This is a genomic window from Pedobacter lithocola (assembly GCF_042650845.1).
Classification (GTDB): Bacteria; Bacteroidota; Bacteroidia; order Sphingobacteriales; family Sphingobacteriaceae; genus Pedobacter; species Pedobacter lithocola.
In genome coordinates this window covers 40,427-62,170 of the sequence record NZ_JBHSBW010000015.1, presented here as the reverse complement: position 1 = coordinate 62,170, position 21,744 = coordinate 40,427, and the positions used below count along the sequence as shown (strand labels likewise).

The following is a 21,744-nucleotide window of genomic DNA, read 5'->3' as shown; positions in this document are numbered from 1 at the left end:
CGCTAGAATGTATAGTATTTAAATATCATTAAAATTAACTACTTATTTCATGTTTAAAAGAAACATCCTACTATTTGTTCTTTTTGTAAGTCAATCATTCCTGACACAACTATCATTTGCACAAAAAATGCAAATCTATAAAAATTCAAAATTATCAACTGAAGAAAGAGTAAATGATCTCGTTTCTAAACTTACGCTTGATCAAAAAATAAAGTTGCTACAATATAAAGGTACCCCGATTAAAACAAAGGATTTAGACATACCTGCATACAACTGGTGGAATGAATGTTTACATGGGGTTGCCAGGGCTGGTAGAGCTACTGTTTTTCCACAAGCTATTGGCTTGGCTGCAACATGGGAGCCTTCTTTTATAGAGAAAGTATCATCTGCCATTGCTGATGAAGCTAGAGCAAAGTATGATTACTTCTCGTCTAGAGATAAAAGAGGAATGTATCAGGGCTTAAATTTTTGGACGCCCAATATCAATATCTTTCGTGATCCAAGATGGGGAAGAGGAATGGAAACCTATGGTGAAGATCCATACTTAACAGGAACTATAGCGACTTCATTTATCAGAGGTTTACAAGGAAATAACCCTAATTATTTTAAAACCATAGCTACCGTTAAGCACTTTGCCGTACACAGCGGGCCCGAGCAATCTCGTCATAATTTTAATGCGGAGGTAAGTGACCGTGATTTTTTTGAAACTTATACGCCAGCTTTTAAAATGGCCATCCAGGATGCTGGAGTTTATTCTTTGATGTGTGCCTACAATAGCTTTAGGGGAGAGCCATGCTGTGGAAGTTCCTACCTCCTAGTGGATATTTTACGTAAAAGATGGGGTTTTAATGGTTTTATAGTAACAGATTGTGGTGCTGTAGATGATTTTTTTAAAAAGGGAACACATCAAATAGTACCCACTGCAGAAGAGGCAGCTGCGCTAGCCATAAAAGCAGGAGTAGATTTAGAATGTGGAGATATTTTTAGTGCCCTTGATAAAGCAATTGAAAAGAAGCTGGTAACAGAAGCCGAACTTGATGTTGCCATAAAACGCTTGTTTACCGCCAGGTTTAAGTTAGGGATGTTTGATAAAGCAACAGATAATCCTTATGGAAATATCCCTTATAGCGTAGTAGAGAGTGAAGGTCATCAAAAACTGACTTTAGATGCAGCAAGAAAATCTATTGTTTTACTAAAAAACAGCAATAATTTACTTCCTTTAAATAAAAGTCTTAAAACCATAGCAGTTATTGGTCCAAATGCCAATGATGAAGAAGTGATGCTAGCTAATTATAATGGATTTCCATCAGAAATCATTACTCCGTTAGAAGGAATAAAAAGGAAGATGCGTGGCGCAAAAATTCTTTATGCAAAAGGTTCTTCACATGCTGAAGGTGCTCCATCATTGGATATTATTCCTGCTCAGTTTTTTTATCAGGACAAACAAGGACTTAAAAAAGGTTTGTTTGCAGCTTATTATGGTGATAGTAGTTTCAAGGGGAAACCTATTTTTAACCGAGTTGATAAAGAAATAAATTTTAATTGGATGGACAATCCGCCAATTAAAAGCATGGATGTGGAGAAATTTGCAGTTTCATGGTCAGGTTATGTTAGAGTTCCAGAGACAGGAGTAATTAACTTTAATATGTTTGGAAGTGAACAGTATGAATTTATGATAGATGGAAAGCGGCAGTTCTTCTTTTCAAGTATTTATAGCCCAGGATATAATTCTGCTAGTTTAAACTTAAAAAAGGGCGAATTACATAAAATTGATGTTAAATACATTAGCCGTGGCCCAAATGCACAACTAAAGTTATCGTGGAACCTTCCTAATCAAAACCTAAAAGCAGAGGCCATAAGAATTGCCAAACAGGCTGATGTTGTAATTATGTGCCTAGGGCTTTCGCCAAGATTAGAAGGGGAAGAGATGAACGTAAAGTTAGATGGTTTTGAGGGTGGAGACCGAACAAAAATAGGATTACCTAAGGTACAGCAAGACTTATTAAAGGAGATTAAAGCTTTAGGGAAACCTGTGGTGTTGGTACTGTTAAACGGTGGTGCATTAGGCTTGAAATGGGAAAATGAAAACCTGCCCGCTATTGTAGAGGCATGGTACGGAGGGCAAAAAGGAGGTGAGGCAATTGCAGATGTGATTTTTGGTGATTATAATCCATCAGGAAGACTACCTGTTACATTTTATGCTTCAGTAGATGATTTACCTGCATTCGATAATTACAATATGGAAGGCAGAACCTACAAATATTTTAAAGGAGAACCAGTTTATGAATTTGGTTACGGATTAAGTTACACCAAATTCTCTTATGATAAATTTGAAATTAAAAATTCTTTTAACTTAAACGATGAAGTTAATTTAAGTGTAGAGGTTAAAAATAATGGAAATTTGGAGGGTGATGAAGTAGTTCAGGTATACTTGAAGCATTTGGATTCAAAAGTTCCTGCCCCACTAATTTCATTAAAAGCTTTTAAGAAAGTTCATTTAGGGAAAGGGGAAAAGAAAACTGTTATTTTTAAGCTCAAACCCTCAGATTTTTCAGTGATTATGGAGAATGGCGATGCGGTGATCAATCCAGGTAAGTTTGAAATTGCTGTAGGAGGTGGCCAGCCAGGAGATAAGAACTTAAATGTGTTTAATAAAATAATTGAAATGAATAAATAACAGAAGATTAAATCCTTGATGATCAGAATTAAGAAATAAATAAAAAAATAGGTTCATGGTAACCTGTTTTTTTATTTAAAAGGAATTTTATTATCGAGATGAGAGGGCAGACGCATTAAAATTAAACAATTAGCAAAGGAGAATTACACAGTTTAAAGGGTTATAGCGCGTAGTTATCACGCTACGAAGCAGAAAGTGGTCTAACTCTAGATGCTGTACTTTGATTTTGCCCTTCGCGGGCTGCGCTTTTCTTTTCCTTGATGAAAAGAAACAAAAATCAAGGACTTGCATGAATTTGTGAAAAAATTCGACTACTGTCCGGGAAATGATTTTTTTAGGCCATTGATCGAATCTTTATCCCAAGGGCTAAAATCATTTTCAACCGAGAAGCGGGTTCGCTGATTGGCCAGTTTAGTCGTTTTTTTCTACAAATACATGCTAGGCCCGATAGCATGATGCATAACCCGCAGTTCATGGACAATGGATTAATTTATTAAACACGGAGGAAAGGAGAATTATAAAGCTCAGCGCTCTTTGCGAAAAACTTGGCGCTCTCTGCGTTTAATTTTAATGAGTCTGCCCTGATTGTTGAGGTTTCAATAGCGCTAAAATCACTATATTTTTCTATCTAGTTGCTGTTGAAATTTTGAAGGAGTCATTCCAAACTCTTTCTTAAATGCTGTGGTAAAATAAGAGTGAGAAGAAATACCTACGCGATACATCACCTCTGTTATAGAAACGTCTTCATTCGTCATGATCTCCATAGATTTTTTTAACCTAATGGTTCTAATGAATTCATTGCTGCTTTGGCCGGTAATGTCTTTGATTTTTTTATAGAGTTTACTTTTACTCACGCCAATTTTCTTACTCACATAATCAATGTTCAATTCTGATTCTTCTAACTTCTCTTCGATAATACTCAAAAGTTGATCCATAAAGTCTTTATCTTTTGCAGAATGTACTAAATCTCTCACTTCAACTTGGTAATCTTTTAAGTAACGTTCTTTAATTTTTTGTTGTTGATTAAACTGGTTTTTAATAGTTTCTAATAATAATTCTGTGCTCACTGGTTTGCTGAAATAATAATCAGCACCAGATTTTACACCTTGTAAACGAGACTCAAGGGCGTCTTTAGCTGTTAATAGAATGAAGGGGATATGCCTGGTTTCAAAATCATCTTTAATAAAACGGCAAAATTCAATACCATCCATTACGGGCATCATCACATCACTAATAATTAACGCAGGTGATGCTTCTTTAGCTTTCTTAATTCCCTCATTACCATCTTTTGCAACAATAACATAATAGTCTTTCTCGAGTACTCCTCTAAAGAAATCACGCAGTTCATCATTATCATCCACAAACAAAATGCAGGATTTGGTTTTATTCGCTGCTTTTAAGGGTTCAACTTGTTGCGTGAATTTATACAGATGTTCTAAATTGGGCTTTAAATGAATACTTTCTATCTGCACCCCAATATCGTTGTTTTGATAAGTCCAAAGCTCATCTATATTGTAATCTTTTTCATTGCAAGGTATAGAAATTACAATTTGAGTACCTTTATTAATTTCACTATAAACATGAATACTTCCTTTATGAAGAAATATTAAACTCTTTACAAAAGCTAATCCTATTCCAGTGCCTACGTGTATAGCTGAAACTCTAAAATAGGGTTCAAATAAATGCTGGAGAGAGTTTTTAGAAATTCCCATACCTGAATCAGAGATGATGAGGTATAAATAATCTCTACCAACGTATGTATTCTCCATTTTCACATTTGCTTCATAATTTGGAATAAAGTCTTTGATGTTTGTTGTTAACTGGATGTGAATTTTACCTTTATCAGGCGTGTATTTAAATGCATTATTTAAGATGTTCAAAATGGTTTTTTCCAATACCTGACGATCATACCATAATTTCGAAAATTCTTTTTCCTGGTCAAGTTTAAAATCTATGTCATGTAAAATAGCTTGATCTTTAAAGTCATCGGCAATTTCTCTCATAAAAGCAGAAAAGTTACCTGGCATTACTCTTAGTTTTAAAGCCCCCGATTCGGCCTTTCTGAAATCCATTAATTCACTAATGAGTTGTAAAAGCCTGTTCGCATTACGGTTAATGGTATGGAAATGCCTTATAAATAAGGAATCCTCATTCATTTTAAAAACCTGTTCTAATGTGCCCATAATAAGGGTAAGAGGAGTTCTAAATTCATGAGAGATGTTAGTGAAAAACTGCAATTGTACCTGATGAAGTTTTTCTTTATTCTCTTCATGGATAACACGAAGTTCTTGCCTTCTTTTAAAATAGAGTATAACAAATATGCTTACCGAAATTAAAATAAATCCTAATGTTTTAAACCACCATGTTAAATAAAAAGGAGGGGTAATCACAATGTTAACAAAAGCTGGCTTTGTATTCCAAATACCTTTCGGAGAACTTGCTTTAACATAGAAAGTATACTTGCCGGGGTCTAAATTGGTATAAGTCGCTCTACGTAAATCTCCAACATAATTCCAGGTTTTATCAAAGCCCTCTAGTTTGTACGCATAATTTGTTTTTTTGGGTGATACGTAGTTAAGGGCAGCATAATCAAATGAAATTACAGACTGATCATAACTTAACACTACACTTTTATTGTCTTTAATATATTTAGCAATTGTTGTTTTGTCTTTTCCTGAATTGATACTTTTATTAAAGATGGAAAGATCTGTGATATATATAGGGTAGCTGTAGTCAAAAGATTTAATGCTGTCTGGATAAAAAGTGTTAAATCCTTCAAAGCCACCGAAGTACAACTCTCCTTTACTAGACATAAAGGCAGCATTCTGACCATATTCTAAGCCTTGCAATCCATCAGCACGGGTATATCTTTTAATATATTTGGTATCAGGATTAAAAGCTATGATACCATTGGTGGTTCCCAACCAAAGATTTCCTTTTTTGTCCTCAATGATAGATTGGATTTGTTCATTAACTAAATACGGATGTTTAAAAAAGGTTGAAAATTTCTTTCTTTTCTGATCAAAAAGGAAAAGGCCTTTTTTACCAATCCAAAGTCTATTTTTATGATCTGTATATATTGCCCACACTACATCTGCCAAATCCTGGTGGGTATTGTTAAAATAATGGACAAAAGAATTCTTATTAGCTGTTAAACAATTCAAACCTCCGTCAAGTGTGCCAAACCAAACATTACCATCATTATCCTGATGAATACTTTCTACATATATGCCAGTAAATTTTGATTTTCCATCAGCAGCATAAATAATTCGCTTAAACTTCCCTGTTTTAGGGTCAAAAGTATTTAAACCACCGTAAAACGTTCCCACCCAAAATAGGCCAGTTTTATCTTCACAAATAACATAAGGGTAATTAGAACTGATCGTAGTTTTATCATTTGTATCGTGTAGGAAACGATAGAATTCTTGTTTGCCTTCATCATAACGGTTAAGTCCACCACCCCAGGTGCAAACCCAGATAGTGCCATTTTTATCTTTCATGAGATCAAGAATAGCATCAGAACCAATAGTTTTCTTATTGGTTGTAGAAAATCTCTTTTGAGTAAATGTGCTAGTTTTACTGTTAAACACATTAATACCACCTCCATCACTACCCACCCAAATTTCTCCTTTATCGGTTTCTATAAATGCCTTTACATCATTATATGCAAGTGCACCGTTCCAAACTCCTTTAGTATAATTTTTGAAATTTGTTATTTTAGGAGAGTAAGTATTAACGCCTCCATGATGTGTTCCAGCCCAAATATTTCCTTGTGAATCTTCTAATAAGCATAAAGCTGTTTTACTAGAGAAAGACATGGGTTGCCTCAGGTCATTTTCAAATCGATTAAATATTTCAGAATGCTGAAGCTTTAAATTTAGTCCGCCATTTTCAGTTCCAATCCAAGCATTTTTCTGATTATCAAAAATTATACTTCTAATTACATTATTAGATAAGCTTTTGGTATTATATTGCTCATTTTGATAATGTTTAATGGTATTTTTTTGAGGGTCAAAAACAAAAAGTCCTTTTCCGTTCGTCCCTAACCAGATGTGGTTTTGATTATCTTTTTTTATCGTAATTACTCTACTGCCATCTAATTTTGATAATGCTGAATTAGAAGGTTGGTTGATGAACGATTTGGTTTTTTTATTAAATTTTTTAACTCCTGCGCCATCAGTCCCTAAATAGAGGTTATTAAATTCATCTTCATTTATACTATTTATTTTGTCTTCAAGTGATTCTCTCTGCGCATTTGGATTCCGGAGGTAAGTAATGAAATTATTCTGTTTTTCATTATACTTGTTCAAACCAAAATCTGTTCCTACCCATACGTCACCATTTACATCCAGGTATAAAGTGTACACAAGATTATTGCTAATGCTCCCTTTTTTTTTAGGGTCATGAATGTATCGTGTAAAGCTATCAGTGTATCTATCATATAGATTTAAACCATAACTAGTTGCGACCCAAATTCTGTGCTGCTTATCTTCTAAGATATAATTAATAAAGTTGCTGCTTAAACTAGACTCATTATGAGGTTCATTCTTATAAACCGTCACGTTATACCCATCAAACCTATTTAATCCATCCTCTGTTCCCAGCCAAATATAGCCCTGACTATCTTGAAAGACATTGCTAACCGTACTACTAGATAAGCCCTCTTCCCGTGTAAGATATTTGAACTTCACTTTATCTATTTGGGAAAAACCTAATAAAGGAATGAACCAAATAATTAAAAAAGCAAAAATCTTTATTAAGTGCGAGAAATAGCTAAAACGAGAATACATCGGTTAAATTTGGATCTTTTAATTTATGCTAAAATAAAGGTTTCCTATCTAATTAGGAATTGTTTAAATCTCTTTATTGCGTTGTACTCTAAACGTTCCTGTTAATTGTATAATCTCTAGTTAAGTTTTTAAACAATTTGCTGTACGCAAGTTAAATCTCAACATATTAACCCCTAATCTATTCGCTGTTTCATGTATTTTTTTCTAAAGCGTAACATTCTTAAAATTAACATCATTTTAGTGTTGCTCATTTCTTTTAACGCAGCGCCTGTATTCTCTCAAAAGCAAACTTATTGGAATAATAAAACTCAGCTAATTCCATGGAGAATGCCTTTTAGTGTTCAAAAATCAAAGCTTAAAATGGTTGATTTGGATAAAGATGGAGACCCTGACCTACTATACTACACCGTTAATAAAGATATACCTGTAGTTTGGATAGATGATGATGATGATATGATATGGACAGCTGTAGAGGGTGATACAGATAGTGATTGTCTTTTAATAGATAGGAATAAGGATGGAATTTTTGCCGGGCCATTAGATTTTAGTATGGATTGGTGTGATGAAGATGGGGATGGCAAAGCCGATTTGCAGGTAATTGTTAATAATGGAGCTATTACAAAAAGAAATGCCTTTGATTTTGATTCTGAAATTATGTACGTATTAGATACAGATAAAGATCAGATCATGAATTATATTGATTGGAATGCCATATCTATGCTTGCTTGGGAGCATAATGGCCAAGCCAATTTTTTTGAAGATTATCATGGAAATACGTCTTTTATAAAAACCCATGCCTCAAGTTTTAGGATTGAGGATTTGAAATTTGGATGGGAAAACCCATTTCTTTTTTATGATAACGATGGAGACCATCTTTCAGAAATGGCAATTAGATTTTTAAATACACCTACTTTTCGACCTGCCGATAATTTAAACCCACTTTTTAACAACATCAATAAAGAGTATGACCTCCATTTTAATGGATTGATGGATTATGTAGGTATTACTTGGGATTTGGACAATGATAATGGGCCGGGAAACGAGTTTGATTTTGACATGAGCTTGCTGCTAAAAGGGAAGGGCTTTGATTATTCTAAGCAGATAAATAGATTTAAAACCTTAAAAGGCATAGGAAAACAAGCTGATTTTTTATTCTATGATAAACGTTGGAGAGCATTAGATGAACTGATTTTTCCAAACCGAGAAAATGCATGGGATTTAACCTTTAAAAAGGGAGATTGGAACTATTGCAGCCTGGTTTTCGATGAAGATGATGATTGTAACCGGTGGGAAAGGGTTGAATTTTATGAGCCTAAAGACCTATTTAAAATGGGTAAAAGTAACGGTGGTTTAGATAACAACCCACAGGCAGATGTAATTGGTGATAGAGGGGAATTTGATACCGATTTTTCTGGAAAAGGGAAACTTTATGTAGGAGCCTTTGATGGTAAAATTCATTTAAATGGAGCGGAGTGGGGCGCTTGGAGAGTTGATCAGCTTGCAAATTCGTTTCAAGGTTATGGCGGATTATACGACAGATGGAAAGGTAAGGGAAGGATGCAAACAGAGCCAGACAAGTTTGCGCTATTAAAATATGAGGATACAGATAACAACGGATTTTTTGATAAAATTCTTTATGATCTTGATGGAGATAAGATATTTGAAGATAGCGTTTCATTTACGAAGCTCGGTATTGATGATCGACAAGCAACAATGGAAAGTGAGTCTTTTACTTTAAAAAATGGTCAGGAAATTTTTAAAACAATTACCGAAAATAACTGGAAAAGAGCTCAAGAGGCTATCGCCCTTTCAGAAAAAATTGGGCTAAGCACCCACTGGTATAGCTTTTACAAAAGTCCGCTTAGCCTTCATCAAAAATATGAATATGCTTATTGGCTTAATTTTTACATCTATAAAGACATGAGAGAACTTTACATGCAAAAGGGCAACAATAAGCTGATTAACAAACTCGATAAGGCCTATTACAGCGGGAAATGGGAAATCATGAATAAATAAAAATCTTAATAACTATAAATAAAACCTAAGTACACTACAGAAATTAACCATGTAGATATGAGTATTGAGATATGAGTATTGAGACATGATGCAATTTACATCAAGCTAATATAGGAGGCATATAGACACCAACTACGTGGGTCTATGTGGCCTATGTGATCAATACTAAAAATTGTCATGTACTAAAAAATAAACCATACAACATACAAATTCATACAATAACACCTATTAAAATGAAACAATTTCAAAAGCAAAGTATAATGATAACAATTGCTGTTCTGTTAATGTTTGCAGGTTTTCTTAATCAATGCTTCGGGCAATCAAATGTTTTAACTACACCTGGCTCTTTTTCTATTGGCGTAAACTACTGGGCTTCACACGCAGGTACACATACTTGGCGTGATTGGAGACCAGATGTAATAGAAGCTGATTTTAAACAACTTTCTGAAAACGGAATCAAAGTGCTAAGGGTATTTCCATTATGGCCAGATTTTCAACCTATTCATCAAATATATGCCGGGGAGGGAGAAAAAAAATACATAGGATTTAAAGATGGTCCTTTGCCACAAACACCAGAGGGTTTAAATGGAATGAGTGAAGAGCAATTGCAACACTTTAAAACCATGGCCGATTTGGCCAGTAAATATAAACTTAAGTTAGTTGTTGGGTTAATTACCGGTTGGATGAGTGGACAGTTATATGTTCCACCTGCTTTGGAAGGAAAAAATATTTTAACAGATCCTGAATCTTTATACTGGCAACAGAAATTCGTTTCAACATTTGTAGGTAGGTTTAAAAATCATCAAGCTATTCTTGCTTGGGATTTTGGCAACGAATGCAATGTAATGGAAAAAGTGAAAAATTTTCAACAAGCTTATGTTTGGTCGGCCTTACTATCAGGCACTATTAAAAGCATAGACCCATCAAGGCCCCTTGTATCTGGTATGCATAGTTTAAGTGCTGCAAACAATGCCCCATGGCGTATTATTGACCAAGCAGCTACCACTGATGTATTGACAACCCACCCTTATTCTTTATGGACACCCTACGCAAGTTATGACGGCATTAATACCATGAGAACCATTCTTCATGGCGCAGCAGAAACAAGAATGTATGGTGATATTGGAGGGAAGCCTGCATTATTGGAGGAAACTGGTGTAATGGGTCCAATGACGGGTGGGGAGAACGAGAAATCGGCATTTGCCAGAACCGCATTGTTTACGAATTGGGCTTATGACTGTCGCGGTACTTTTTGGTGGTGCGCTTATGATCAGTTAAAACTTAATTACCCTCCTTATGACTATGCCTCAGTAGAAGCTGAATTGGGGTTGATTAAGGAAGATAGAACTACAAAGCCAGTAATTAAGGAGTTTAAAAAATTTAGTGAATTCTTAGGTAAATTACCCTTCGAAACACTTCCGCAACGAAAAACTGAAGCTGTTTGTATTTTAACAGAAGGACAAGACAGTTGGCCTGTGGCTTATGCAAGCTTTATTTTGGCCAAGCAAGCGGGGTTCGATTTTACCTATCAAAAAGCTGGACAAGAACTTAAGGATGCTCCATTATACCTTTTACCTTCTATTAAAGGGATAGATCCAGTGTTCAAAGATTATTGGTCTAAATTGTTAGAGAAAGTAAATAAAGGTGCAACGCTATATATTTCAATAGATGATGCATACTTGCCAACTATTAATGACCCCTTGGGAATTAATATATTGACCAATGTTTCTAGAAGAGGGAAACTAAATTTTAACTCAACCAATTTGTTGTCCTCCAGCTTAAACTTTAGCACCTCAGCAGATAGAAAGTACACTATTGATAGCAAACAAGCGAAAGTTTTTGCAAAGGAAGAAGATGGTAATCCTGTTTTTTTAATGTCAACCTACGGAAAAGGAAAGATTTTTCTTTTAACTTTTCCTTTAGAAATGAATGTTGCTGAAGAGGTTGGTTCTTTGGATGCAAACGCCCCTTCATACAGAGAATTGTATAAAATTATTGCAGAACCTTTGATTAGTCAACGAGTTATTAACCAAAACAATGCACAAATAGGGGTAACTGAACATGATTTATCGAAGAATGAAAAATTGATTATTGCCATCAACTACAATCCAGAAGCAGTAAGTACAGAAATGACCATTAAAAAAGGATGGGAATTGAGTAACACCTTGTATGGATTAAAACCAGAGAACGCTACTTTAAAAATAAATGGGAATGATGCTGTTGTTTGGGTCGTAAAGTCTAAAAATCCATAGTGTATTAAATATTTTTTTCGATATTTTGAGTCTGTGTAAAATTTATCTAAATAATTTGTTTATGCTTCTTTTTGACTGCAACATCGTTATGTTTTCTAGAGGTAGAAGCGCTGCTATCTCTTCAAAAACAAGCCTTGTTTCACTCAAAAATAAGCAATAAACATTTTACAACATAAATTTAAACAGGCTCTTATTAACTTAACCATTAACCAAGAATGAACCAATTTATAAAATCAATTTTAATAGGTGCAAGTTTAACCTTTTTGGGGATGAATTTGAATGCGCAGAATAAGTTGACCAAAGATGAAAAAAAGAATGGCTGGAAATTGCTTTTTGACGGTAAAACAACTACAAAATGGCGTGGAGCTTTCTTAACAGATTTTCCGAAAAACGGATGGAAAATTATGGATGGTCTTTTAATGGTAGAACCTTCAGGAGGAGCAGAATCTACCAATGGTGGAGATATTGTTACGATTAAGCAGTACCAAGACTTTGAGTTAAGTGTTGATTTCAAATTATCTAAAGGAGCAAATAGTGGGATAAAATATTTTGTCGATGTTAAGCAAGCTAAGCCTGCAAATCCTCGTTCTGCTCTTGGACTAGAGTATCAATTATTAGATGATGAAATACATCCAGATGCTAAACTAGGTAAGAACGGAAACCGTAAATTGGGTTCATTGTATGATTTAATTCCGGCTCCTGCGAACAAGCCTGTTAATCCTGTTGGAGAATGGAATACGGCCAAAATTATAGCAATAGGCAATCATGTTGAGCATTGGCTAAATGGAGTTAAGTTAATAGCATACGAGCGGGGAAGTAAAGAATTTAGAGACTTGGTTGCGGGTAGTAAGTATAAGGATATTGTTGGTTTTGGACTGATTGAAAGTGGAAGCATATTACTTCAGGATCATGGTAATAAAGTTTATTATCGTAACATCAAAATCAGAGCAATTGAAACCAAAAGTGTGGCAACCAATCCAGCAGTAGTCTCCTATACTTTTAGAAACGAGTTCCAAAAAGATGTTCCAGCTACATTAGACTATATAAAGGGGTTGGGGATAACCAATATTGAATTCTCTAACTTATTTGGCAAGTCAGCAATTGAGTTAAGAAAACTTTTAGATGAAAGAGGGATGGTTTGTACCTCTTTTGGCGTTTCTTATCCAGATTTTGTAAATCATACCGATGAGGTGGGAAATGATACCAAAACTTTAGGCGCTTCTTTTGTTAGAGTTGCCTGGGTGCCTCATGATAGCAAAGCAGGATTTACATTAGCAGATGCCGAGAAAACAGTCCAAGATTTTAATAAAGGTGGCAAATTGTTAAAAGAGCAATTTGGGTTAACATTTTGTTACCATAACCATGGATACGAATTCGCACCTTATGAAAAAGGGACCTATTTTGACTACATTGCAACAAACACCAATCCTGATTACGTAAGCTTTGAATTAGATCTTTTATGGGCTTTCCATCCGGGTGCTGATCCTGTAAAGCTTATTAAAAAGTATGGTAACAGGTTTAAGTTAATGCATGTGAAAGATCTTAAAAAAGGTGTCATAGGTAATTTTAGCGGCGGTACAGACGTTAATAATGATGTAGCCCTAGGTACTGGACAAATTGATATCGCCAATGCTATAAAAGCTGCGCTAAACTCTTCCAGTATTAAGTATTATTATATTGAAGATGAAAGTGAACATGTTAAAACTCAGGTACCGATAAGCTTAACTTATTTAAATTCGATACTTACTAAATTTAAATAGTAACCAAAAAAGCACTACAATATGCTTAAGAAATGTAAATGCACAATTATGAATGCATATACATTAAAATTTACAAAAAAAATAGACCTAAGTCATTAATTTAATCCAGTATGTTTTCAAAATCATTCACCAATTCTTTTAAGTTTCAGTTACTTGCATTTGTAATTTTAAGTAGCTTAATGTCCTTTAAGGCCTTAAAAAAGACAAAAATTTCTTCGGTCTCTGTTATAATTACCAACAGTTCTTCTTATAATAGAAATGCAGAAACAATTGAAGTGCCTCTTACCTCATTATCAAAAATCAATGGCTTTAAAAGTAATGAACTGATTGTGAAAAATGCCAAAACAGGTAAAGAAGTTCCGAGTCAAGTTATTTACAATGGAAATACAGCGCCTCAGTCAATCATTTTCCAAACCAATGTTAAAGCAAGTTCCAGTCAGACCTTCTCTATCAGCAAGGGAATTCCTTCAATTTATAAAGTTAAAACCTATTGCAGACAAGTGCCGGAGCGATTTGACGATTTCGCTTGGGAAAATGATAAAGTTGCATTTAGATTTTATGGTGAAGCTTTGGAAAGCCAAAGTGGAATGGCCAAAGGCATTGATTTTTGGGTTAAAAGAACTACTGATCTGGTTATAGATAAATGGTATAAATTAGACAACTATCATAACGATAATGGAGAGGGTGTAGATGCCTATCATGTAGGCATGACTTTGGGTGCAGGGAACGCGGAGCCAATTGTTGGAGATGAGATCATTTTCCCCATCAATTATTCCAGCTATAAAGTTTTAGATAATGGTCCGATAAGAGTGTCTTTTAAATTGATGTATAAACCTTTTCTTGTTAATGGAAAACAGGTAACGGAAACTAAAATAGTCACTTTAGATGCGGGGTCACAAATGAATAAAATAACCAATAACTACAAAACTGATGGAGATTTAAATATTTCTATAGGTGTGACAAAACATATTGGAGATGGAAAGGTTAGAATTGACCGTTCCAATAATTTAGTTGCTTATTGGGATAAGGCAGATGGTAAAGTGGATAATGGATTTATGGGCGTGGGCGTGGTAGTGCCATTTTCTAAAAATCAGGAATTTAAAGACACAAAGCAACACCTGCTTATCATTGATAAATTGGCTGGTAGACGTAATTTAACTTATTATCAAGGTGGAGGTTGGAGCAAAAGTGGCAATTTCAATTCTGAAGTAGCATGGTTTAACTACCTGGAAAATTTTAGTAAGCAATTAAAACACCCGCTAAAGGTATTGATTAAATAAGGGGATAAATTTGGATAGCGTTTATATTTAAAGGCTATTTGCTCTTTTTAAACGCATCAATGGCATGGTTTGCCGCCCTTGCAGTTAACGCCATGTAAGTTAATGAAGGGTTTTGAGATGCGGTAGATGTCATGCATGCACCATCTGTTACATAAACATTTTTGCATAGGTGTAATTGATTCCATTCATTTAGCAGAGAAGTGGCGGGGTCTTTCCCCATTCTTACTCCTCCCATTTCATGATTTTCATTGCCTGGAACTCTTTTCGTGTCAATTGTTTTAATATCTGTATAGCCCGCTTTGGTAAACATTTCAGTAAATTCTGTAAAAAAATCTTGAATCATTAACTCATCATTTTCATCATAGTCAACAGAAAAACGAAGTTGAGGCATACCGTATTTATCTACTTTTGTGCGGTCTAATGACACATTACTGGTCTCTTTAGGAATAGTCTCGCCCATCATTTGCGCCCCAATTATCCATTTTCCGGCTTTTGGATTTATTATTTTGTCTTTCAATTCATCACCAAAACTTCCTTCAAATGGAATTTTTTCCCTAGAAGAATTGATAATGTTATGATAACCTCTTAAGAAAGTTTTTTCTTGCTTAAATATATTGGTAAACCTGGGCATGAAACTAGCAGCAGGTCTTCTTCCCTCAGAATCGAAATCTTGAAGACCATCATACGCTGCGGTAACTTTTCCTCTATAATTATGAAAAGCAATATATTTCCCTAATAGGCCATTATCGTTACCTAAGCCATTTGGGAATCTTTTTGATTTTGAATTTAGCAGAATTAAATTACTATTCATGGCAGATGCATTCAAGAAAATGATTTTTGCCGTTATTGTTTTAATCTCTTTAGTAAGAACATCGATAACTTGTACACCTGTAGCTTTTTGCTGCCCCTCATCATATATAATAGACTGAACTACGCTATTTGCCATAATTGTTAAATTTCCAGTCTTTTTTGCCCAAGGAATAGTGGAAGAGTTACTAGAAAAATATCCTCCAAATGGGCAGCCTCTTTCACATAAATTTCTTCGCTGACATTGCCCTCTCCCTTGTTCAATATGAATTGGATTTGGTGTAGAAAGGTTTGCCACTCGAGATGCAATGAGGTGCCTGTTAGTATAATTTTTTTTGATAGATTCTTGAAAATGCTTTTCTAGGCAGGTGAGTTCAAAAGGAGGTAAAAATTCACCATCAGGTAAAATGTCCAATCCATCTTTATTTCCAGCAATCCCAACAAATTTCTCTACATAGCTATACCAGGGAGCAAGGTCACTGTATCTTATGGGCCAATCTACAGCGAATCCATCCCTTAACGGGCCTTCAAAATCAAAATTACTCCATCTTTGCGTGTGTCTGGCCCAAAGTAATGAGCGTCCACCAACCTGCTGGCCTCGGATCCAATCAAATGGTTTATCTTGAATATATTCTTGTTCCGAGTCTTTTTTTAAGAAATGTAAAGTGCTTTCGTTAAATATGTAATGTTTATTTACCGATGGATATTCTTTCGCGATCTTGTATGGAACCGTTCCTTGATGAGGGAATTCCCAAGGGTACATATTGGTAGTGGGATAATCTTTGATATGTTCAACATCCCTGCCATATTCTATCATAACAGTCTTTAATCCCTTTTCTGTAAGTTCTTTTGCAGCCCAACCTCCTGTCATCCCAGAGCCTATTACTATTGCATCAAATAATTCATCCATAAGAAAAACTTAAGCTTTTAATTTAATACAGCCATAAAAATGACCTGGAACTAGCTGGTAAGGAACAAGTTTAGTCATTACATATTCAGAATTTTGATAGCCTTTTACAGCCCATCTATAAACTTCTTTTAAAAGAAACTTAAAATCTTGGGAGTGTGTTTTATTTGTATTTAAGATTTGATAGAATGATTTTTTTTCTGCATAATTCATGGCAATAAAATCCTTTGATTTTTTTTCACATACTTTTTCTAGCTCCATTAAGCCCTTTCCCAACCTTTCCTGGTCACTTTCTGAATAGCAATCATCAAACATTGTTAATATAAAGAGGTTTAATTTGAGTTCACGAGCACCATACGTTTGATTAGAAGGCAATAGGTTATCTAGATAGTGTGTAAATATTTTTTCCTGGTTTGCAGTAAGTTTGATATACTTTAATTTTTCAGAAATTAAACCTCCAGGTTCAACGCAACCTGGAATCAACATACTGCTTCCAATTAATAAAAGCAGTTGTTGGATGTAATTTCTACGTGTCATTTTGCTAAAATACAAATCCATAGCTTTAATAGAGTACCATGAATAAATTATTTCTCCTATTTTTTTGTTTAATTGAAGAAATAGCAGACACGTACTCTTTCTTTACTTTATGATTGTTATCAATGTTTAGTAAAAAAATATCAAATGTCGAAAAAGTTTGATAAACTACTTAAACTTTATTTGGAAGGCAAACCTTCTATTGAGGAGTATGATGATTTTTTCTCCTTAGTAAATAGTAATGCGTTTGATAGTCAGCTACTGATGAAAATTGACGAGAGCTTTAAACAATTATTATTCACTGAGCCAGTCAAATTTTCCATAAAAAGCAGAAAACTTAATATAAACTAGCAGGATCTTTTAGGCCACAAATTAGGTGAGAATTTCTCTATACTTGAAGGGAAGGCACTTGTCATAAAATCTCTGTTTTTTTTTCAAAAGTTAGCAAATCAGCTCATTTTGCATTCAGATTATCACATTAGAATGAAAGTTTACAGATTAGAGCATAAAAAATAACGAATACAGCAAAATAAATACTTCTTAAAATTGGTTATTTGATCTATTAACCAAATATAGATTTCTTATAGGATTTATAGACTAGAAACATTACCGTATCGTTTTACGAAAAATTTTCAAGCTCTACAAGGTTCTAAAAGATAAAACATAAGTTTTATGTATAATATTCCGTGTAACCTTGAAGAGAACAAACAACTCGAATTATTAATTTCTGGGTGTGAAAAAGCCTTTACTTTTTTCTATAATAGGTATGAAAGTAGAATTTTCAAAGTAGCGTTAAGGTATTTGAAATGTGAAGATGCTGCACAAGAACTTGTACAAGATGTATTTTTAAAACTCTGGACAAAAAAAGGTTGTCTACAGATAGAGAGACCAGTAGAAGCGTGGCTTTATACGGTTGGCAAGAATGAAATTTTTAATATCTTAAAAAGGCAGGCTAATCTTTGGAAAGTTATGAATCAGCTTAAGCAAACCCATTCTTTTGAGGATAACTCTATGCAAGACCTTATTTTAGATTCTGATTACAAACTTTTACTAAAAAACACATTAAATTCACTTTCATATCAGCAATTAGCAGTTTTTAAATTAGCTAGATACGAAGAGATGTCTTATAGTGAGATAGCTTGTAAGTTAAATATATCTCCATTAACGGTAAAAACGCACATGTCTAGAGCACTTTGCTTCATTCGTTCAAATTTTGTTGCTAATAAAATTATTCACGTAAAAAATTAAACTCGGTTTGTACTCTTTATACATACCAAAAATGTATATATAGTACGATATTTTAAAACCTAGTCTCAAACAATCCACATTATAGTCCCCTATTAATTCTTAAATCAAAAAATATGATAAAAATTTACTTTCTCTGTTAAATTCAATGATGATCAATTTCCTCTGATCAATGTATGGACGCAATTTTTAACTAACAAATATACCAAACCAATAAATTTATGAGATTCAAACAAAAATTGTTTGCTTCTGCAAAAGCCAAAATGAAGATGATGGCTTTGCAGGTTTTCTTTTTATTGTTCTTATATAACTTTGCCATTGCAGGTAATACTTTGAGCAACGAAGGGAACTTTAAAAGCAGCTTTAATTCTATTAATAAAAAATTATTTACACCTAAATCACTTTACTTTTTAGAAAAAGCAGAAGACATTTTAATTACAGGGACGGTTGTAGATGAAACAGGTAAAACCATACCTGGGGTTTCCATAGCTGAAAAAGGCACTAAAAATGGAACAACTACAAGCGTAGACGGAACATTTTCCATTAAAGTTAAAGATCAAAACTCAATTATTATATTTAGTAGTACGGGCTACACTTCAAAACAAATAACAGTAGGTACACAAAAGGCTTTTAAAATCATACTAAACAGCTCAGATAATAAGCTAGATGATGTTGTAGTTGTTGGGTATGGTACACAAAAGAAGATAACAACCACCGGTGCTATTTCATCTATTACTACAAAAGAACTAACACAATCACCTGTAGCTAATATCAGTAATTCTCTGGTTGGTAGATTACCCGGTTTGTTTGCCACACAAACAAGTGGTGAACCAGGTAATGATGCTTCAACACTAAGAATTAGAGGGGTTGGTACATTTAATGGTAGTGCTGATCCTTTAGTTTTAGTGGATGGGATCCAAGTTGAGAATTTCAATAATATTGATCCCAATGAAGTTGAGTCTTTATCAATTTTAAAAGATGCATCTGCCACCGCTGTTTATGGAATACGTGGTGCAAACGGCGTTATTATAATTACAACAAAACGTGGACAGATTGGTAAACCCCAAATTAATTATACATTTAATATTGCTTCCAATTCCTTCACGGATATAAGGAAATCAATGAATTCTTATGAATATGCATCATCATGGAATAGGGGTATAGAATTAGATAGGTATGTTGTTCAGGGAAACACCCCTTTAAAATATACACCAGAAGAAATTGAGAAATATAGAACCGGCTCTGATCCGATTTTCTATCCGAATACCGATTGGTATAACCTTTTACTGAAGAAATCGTCAGGCCAATCCCAACACAACTTAAATATCAGAGGTGGCCAAAATAAGGTGAAGTATTTTATCTCTATTGGTCTATTTGACCAGGCTGGACTTTTCAATGATTTTACATATATAACAAAAACCTTTGATGCAAACACTACTTTTAAACGTTATAATTTCAGGTCCAATTTCAATTTCGATGTTACTAAAAGTTTTAAAATTGCATTAGATATTTCAGCTCAAACTGAAAATAGAAAACTCAATAATAGCGCTTCAGGAACTAGTAGAATTATTGGAGATATTGCAAGAGCGGCTCCACTAGGTGGCCCAGGCGTTGTTAATGATCAACTTGTTGATATTGATATAAATTCTAACAATCCATTGAAGGCATTACTAACGAATAGTGGTTCAGGTGGTATTAGACGAGAATATCGTAACAACTTAAATGGTACGGTTAAAATAGATTATTTGTTAAATAAAATAACTGAGGGTTTGGCTGTTCATGGTAATGTATCGCTACAAACATTTAACAACCAGGCTATAACAAATCAAATTACGGTGCCAACTTATAAAGCTCAAAGAACTGCAGACGGATATGTTTTGCAGCCTTTAGCAGAAGCAACTGCTTTTCAATTTTCTACCAGTGGCGGAAATAGAAGACGGACCTTTGCCCAGATGTCTATTGATTACACACGTTCTTTTGGGAATCATAACGTTACTGGATTAATTGTTTATGATCAACAAAAGAATTTTGATCCAGGTTTAGCATTTTTAGTCCCTCAAGGTTACCAAAGTTTAGTAGCTAGAACAACCTATAATTATAAAGGAAAGTATTTGGCTGATTTTAATGCAGCCTACAATGGTACTGAAAATTTTGCCCCAGGTAAAAGATTTGGCTTTTTTCCGGCAGGTTCAATAGGTTGGATCCCAAGTGAAGAATCATTCTTTCCTAAAAGTAAGCTCATCTCATTTTTGAAAATTAGAGCTTCTTATGGTATTGTTGGAAATGATAGGGTGGGAGGTAATAGATTTTTATATAGACCAACCTCTTATACTGAAGATGCAAATGCTTATCGTTTTGGCTCTGGAGCGGCTGTAGGTTCTTATGTTGGTTATACAGGTGTTATCGAAGGTTTAACAGGTAACCCTGATATTACTTGGGAAAAGGCAAAAAAAGCCAACCTTGCTTTAGAGACCTACCTTATTAACGATAAAATTAAAATTGTTGCGGAGTTATTTAGCGAAACCAGAGATAACATTTTGGCACAGCCACAAACTATCTTAAATACGAGTGGTTTAAGGCAGCCTGCCATAAACTTGGGGCGCATGAGTAATAAGGGTTTTGAACTAGATGCTTCCTATAATGATAAAATAGGTGATAAGTTTAATTATAGAATTTCAGGAAACTTTAGTTTTGCCCGTAATAAGGTTTTATTTAGGGATGAAATCAATAATCCACTTACGCCGTATAGGTTAACAACTGGCCAAAGGTTAGGACAGTTCTATGGATTAATTGCTGAAGGTTTGTACAATACCTGGGATGAAGTTAATGATGCTAATCGTCCAGTTTATGAAAGTAGGCCAAGAGTTCAACCTGGTGATATTAAATTCAAAGATGTAAATGGTGATGGAGTAATTAATGCAGATGATAATGTGCCTATTGGTTACTCACGTACACCAGAGAAAACCTATGGTATTTCCTTATATGCAAAGTTTAAATCTTTTGATATCTCTGCACTGTTCCAAGGTGTTGGAAATGTTTCTATTGGTTATACAGGCTTTCAACGCACTTATGGTTGGCTGAATTCAGTGCCAGCAGGTACTCCAGACTACCTATTAGAAAGTTGGACACCTGAAAGGTATGCACAAGGATTACCTATTAATTTTCCAAGGCTAAGTGCGGGTAATAGCAATAGTCCCAATACTACAAGTTTTGGAAACTCAAGCTATTTTATAGCTGATGCTTCTTACCTAAGATTAAAAAATGTTGAGCTAGGTTATACATTCAATCCAAAATTGGTAAAAAGGATAGGTATTTCAAACATGAGACTTTTCTTAACGGCCAACAACTTGGTTACATGGAGTAAAGTGTTTAAAGGAATAGATCCTGAAAATAACATACCGAGGGATGACACGAATAATGAGGAACCCTATCCTTTGGTAAGAACAATTAACGCAGGTATTAACGTAAATTTTTAA

Annotated in this window: 10 protein-coding genes; 7 read left to right on the top strand and 3 right to left on the bottom strand. The window is 34.4% G+C overall.

Going from position 1 to position 21,744, the window contains the following annotated elements; translation table 11 throughout:
* Positions 1–127 precede the first annotated feature (127 nt).
* On the top strand, positions 128–2,677 hold the full coding sequence (locus tag ACFOWA_RS17970; RefSeq protein WP_209437640.1) for a glycoside hydrolase family 3 C-terminal domain-containing protein: 2,550 nt from the start codon (positions 128–130) through the stop codon (positions 2,675–2,677).
* A gap of 614 nt (positions 2,678–3,291) precedes the next feature.
* Here ACFOWA_RS17970 and ACFOWA_RS17965 read toward each other — a convergent pair.
* The gene (locus ACFOWA_RS17965) at positions 3,292–7,368 is read right to left on the bottom strand and encodes a two-component regulator propeller domain-containing protein (protein WP_378987849.1); all 4,077 of its coding nucleotides are present in this window, start codon (positions 7,366–7,368) and stop codon (positions 3,292–3,294) included.
* Positions 7,369–7,659: 291 nt separating this feature from the next.
* On the opposite strand from ACFOWA_RS17965, the gene ACFOWA_RS17960 reads away from it, so the two are divergent.
* The 4 genes from ACFOWA_RS17960 to ACFOWA_RS17945 all read left to right on the top strand — a co-directional run bounded on the left by ACFOWA_RS17960 (position 7,660) and on the right by ACFOWA_RS17945 (position 14,775).
* Positions 7,660–9,483, top strand: coding sequence for a hypothetical protein (locus tag ACFOWA_RS17960; protein WP_154281171.1), 1,824 nt, complete (start codon positions 7,660–7,662; stop codon positions 9,481–9,483).
* Positions 9,484–9,716: 233 nt separating this feature from the next.
* Positions 9,717–11,735 carry a glycoside hydrolase 5 family protein gene (locus ACFOWA_RS17955; RefSeq protein ID WP_378987846.1) on the top strand — a complete coding sequence of 673 codons (2,019 nt, stop codon included), beginning with the start codon at positions 9,717–9,719 and terminating at the stop codon, positions 11,733–11,735.
* Between the two features lie 215 nt (positions 11,736–11,950).
* A complete protein-coding gene (locus ACFOWA_RS17950; RefSeq protein WP_378987843.1) occupies positions 11,951–13,495 on the top strand; it encodes a family 16 glycoside hydrolase in 1,545 nt (514 codons plus the stop codon).
* Positions 13,496–13,605: 110 nt separating this feature from the next.
* Positions 13,606–14,775, top strand: a complete 1,170-nt coding sequence (locus ACFOWA_RS17945; protein ID WP_378987841.1) for a DUF4861 family protein — start codon at positions 13,606–13,608, stop codon at positions 14,773–14,775.
* A 34-nt stretch (positions 14,776–14,809) separates the two neighbouring features.
* Here ACFOWA_RS17945 and ACFOWA_RS17940 read toward each other — a convergent pair whose 3' ends face one another.
* Positions 14,810–16,492 (bottom strand): GMC oxidoreductase, encoded by a 1,683-nt coding sequence (locus tag ACFOWA_RS17940; RefSeq protein ID WP_378987838.1) that lies wholly within the window; start codon positions 16,490–16,492, stop codon positions 14,810–14,812.
* A 9-nt stretch (positions 16,493–16,501) separates the two neighbouring features.
* Positions 16,502–17,047, bottom strand: a complete 546-nt coding sequence (locus ACFOWA_RS17935) for a gluconate 2-dehydrogenase subunit 3 family protein (protein ID WP_209437686.1) — start codon at positions 17,045–17,047, stop codon at positions 16,502–16,504.
* A 648-nt stretch (positions 17,048–17,695) separates the two neighbouring features.
* Between ACFOWA_RS17935 and ACFOWA_RS17930 the strand changes: the two genes are divergently transcribed.
* Both ACFOWA_RS17930 and ACFOWA_RS17925 read left to right on the top strand, forming a co-directional pair.
* Positions 17,696–18,271 (top strand): RNA polymerase sigma factor, encoded by a 576-nt coding sequence (locus tag ACFOWA_RS17930; protein WP_154282433.1) that lies wholly within the window; start codon positions 17,696–17,698, stop codon positions 18,269–18,271.
* Positions 18,272–18,489: 218 nt separating this feature from the next.
* Complete coding sequence (locus tag ACFOWA_RS17925; RefSeq protein ID WP_378987834.1) at positions 18,490–21,744, top strand: SusC/RagA family TonB-linked outer membrane protein; 3,255 nt, start codon at positions 18,490–18,492, stop codon at positions 21,742–21,744.

What these genes read in the sequence shown, in the direction of transcription:
- ACFOWA_RS17970 (WP_209437640.1), top strand. Translation starts at nt 128, where the DNA reads ATGCAAATCTATAAAAATTCAAAATTATCAACTGAAGAAAGAGTAAAT.
- ACFOWA_RS17930 (WP_154282433.1), top strand. Translation starts at nt 17,696, where the DNA reads ATGTATAATATTCCGTGTAACCTTGAAGAGAACAAACAACTCGAATTA.
- ACFOWA_RS17925 (WP_378987834.1), top strand. Translation starts at nt 18,490, where the DNA reads ATGAGATTCAAACAAAAATTGTTTGCTTCTGCAAAAGCCAAAATGAAG.
- ACFOWA_RS17935 (WP_209437686.1), bottom strand. Translation starts at nt 17,047, where the DNA reads ATGGATTTGTATTTTAGCAAAATGACACGTAGAAATTACATCCAACAA.
- ACFOWA_RS17940 (WP_378987838.1), bottom strand. Translation starts at nt 16,492, where the DNA reads ATGGATGAATTATTTGATGCAATAGTAATAGGCTCTGGGATGACAGGA.
- ACFOWA_RS17955 (WP_378987846.1), top strand. Translation starts at nt 9,717, where the DNA reads ATGAAACAATTTCAAAAGCAAAGTATAATGATAACAATTGCTGTTCTG.
- ACFOWA_RS17950 (WP_378987843.1), top strand. Translation starts at nt 11,951, where the DNA reads ATGAACCAATTTATAAAATCAATTTTAATAGGTGCAAGTTTAACCTTT.
- ACFOWA_RS17960 (WP_154281171.1), top strand. Translation starts at nt 7,660, where the DNA reads ATGTATTTTTTTCTAAAGCGTAACATTCTTAAAATTAACATCATTTTA.
- ACFOWA_RS17945 (WP_378987841.1), top strand. Translation starts at nt 13,606, where the DNA reads ATGTTTTCAAAATCATTCACCAATTCTTTTAAGTTTCAGTTACTTGCA.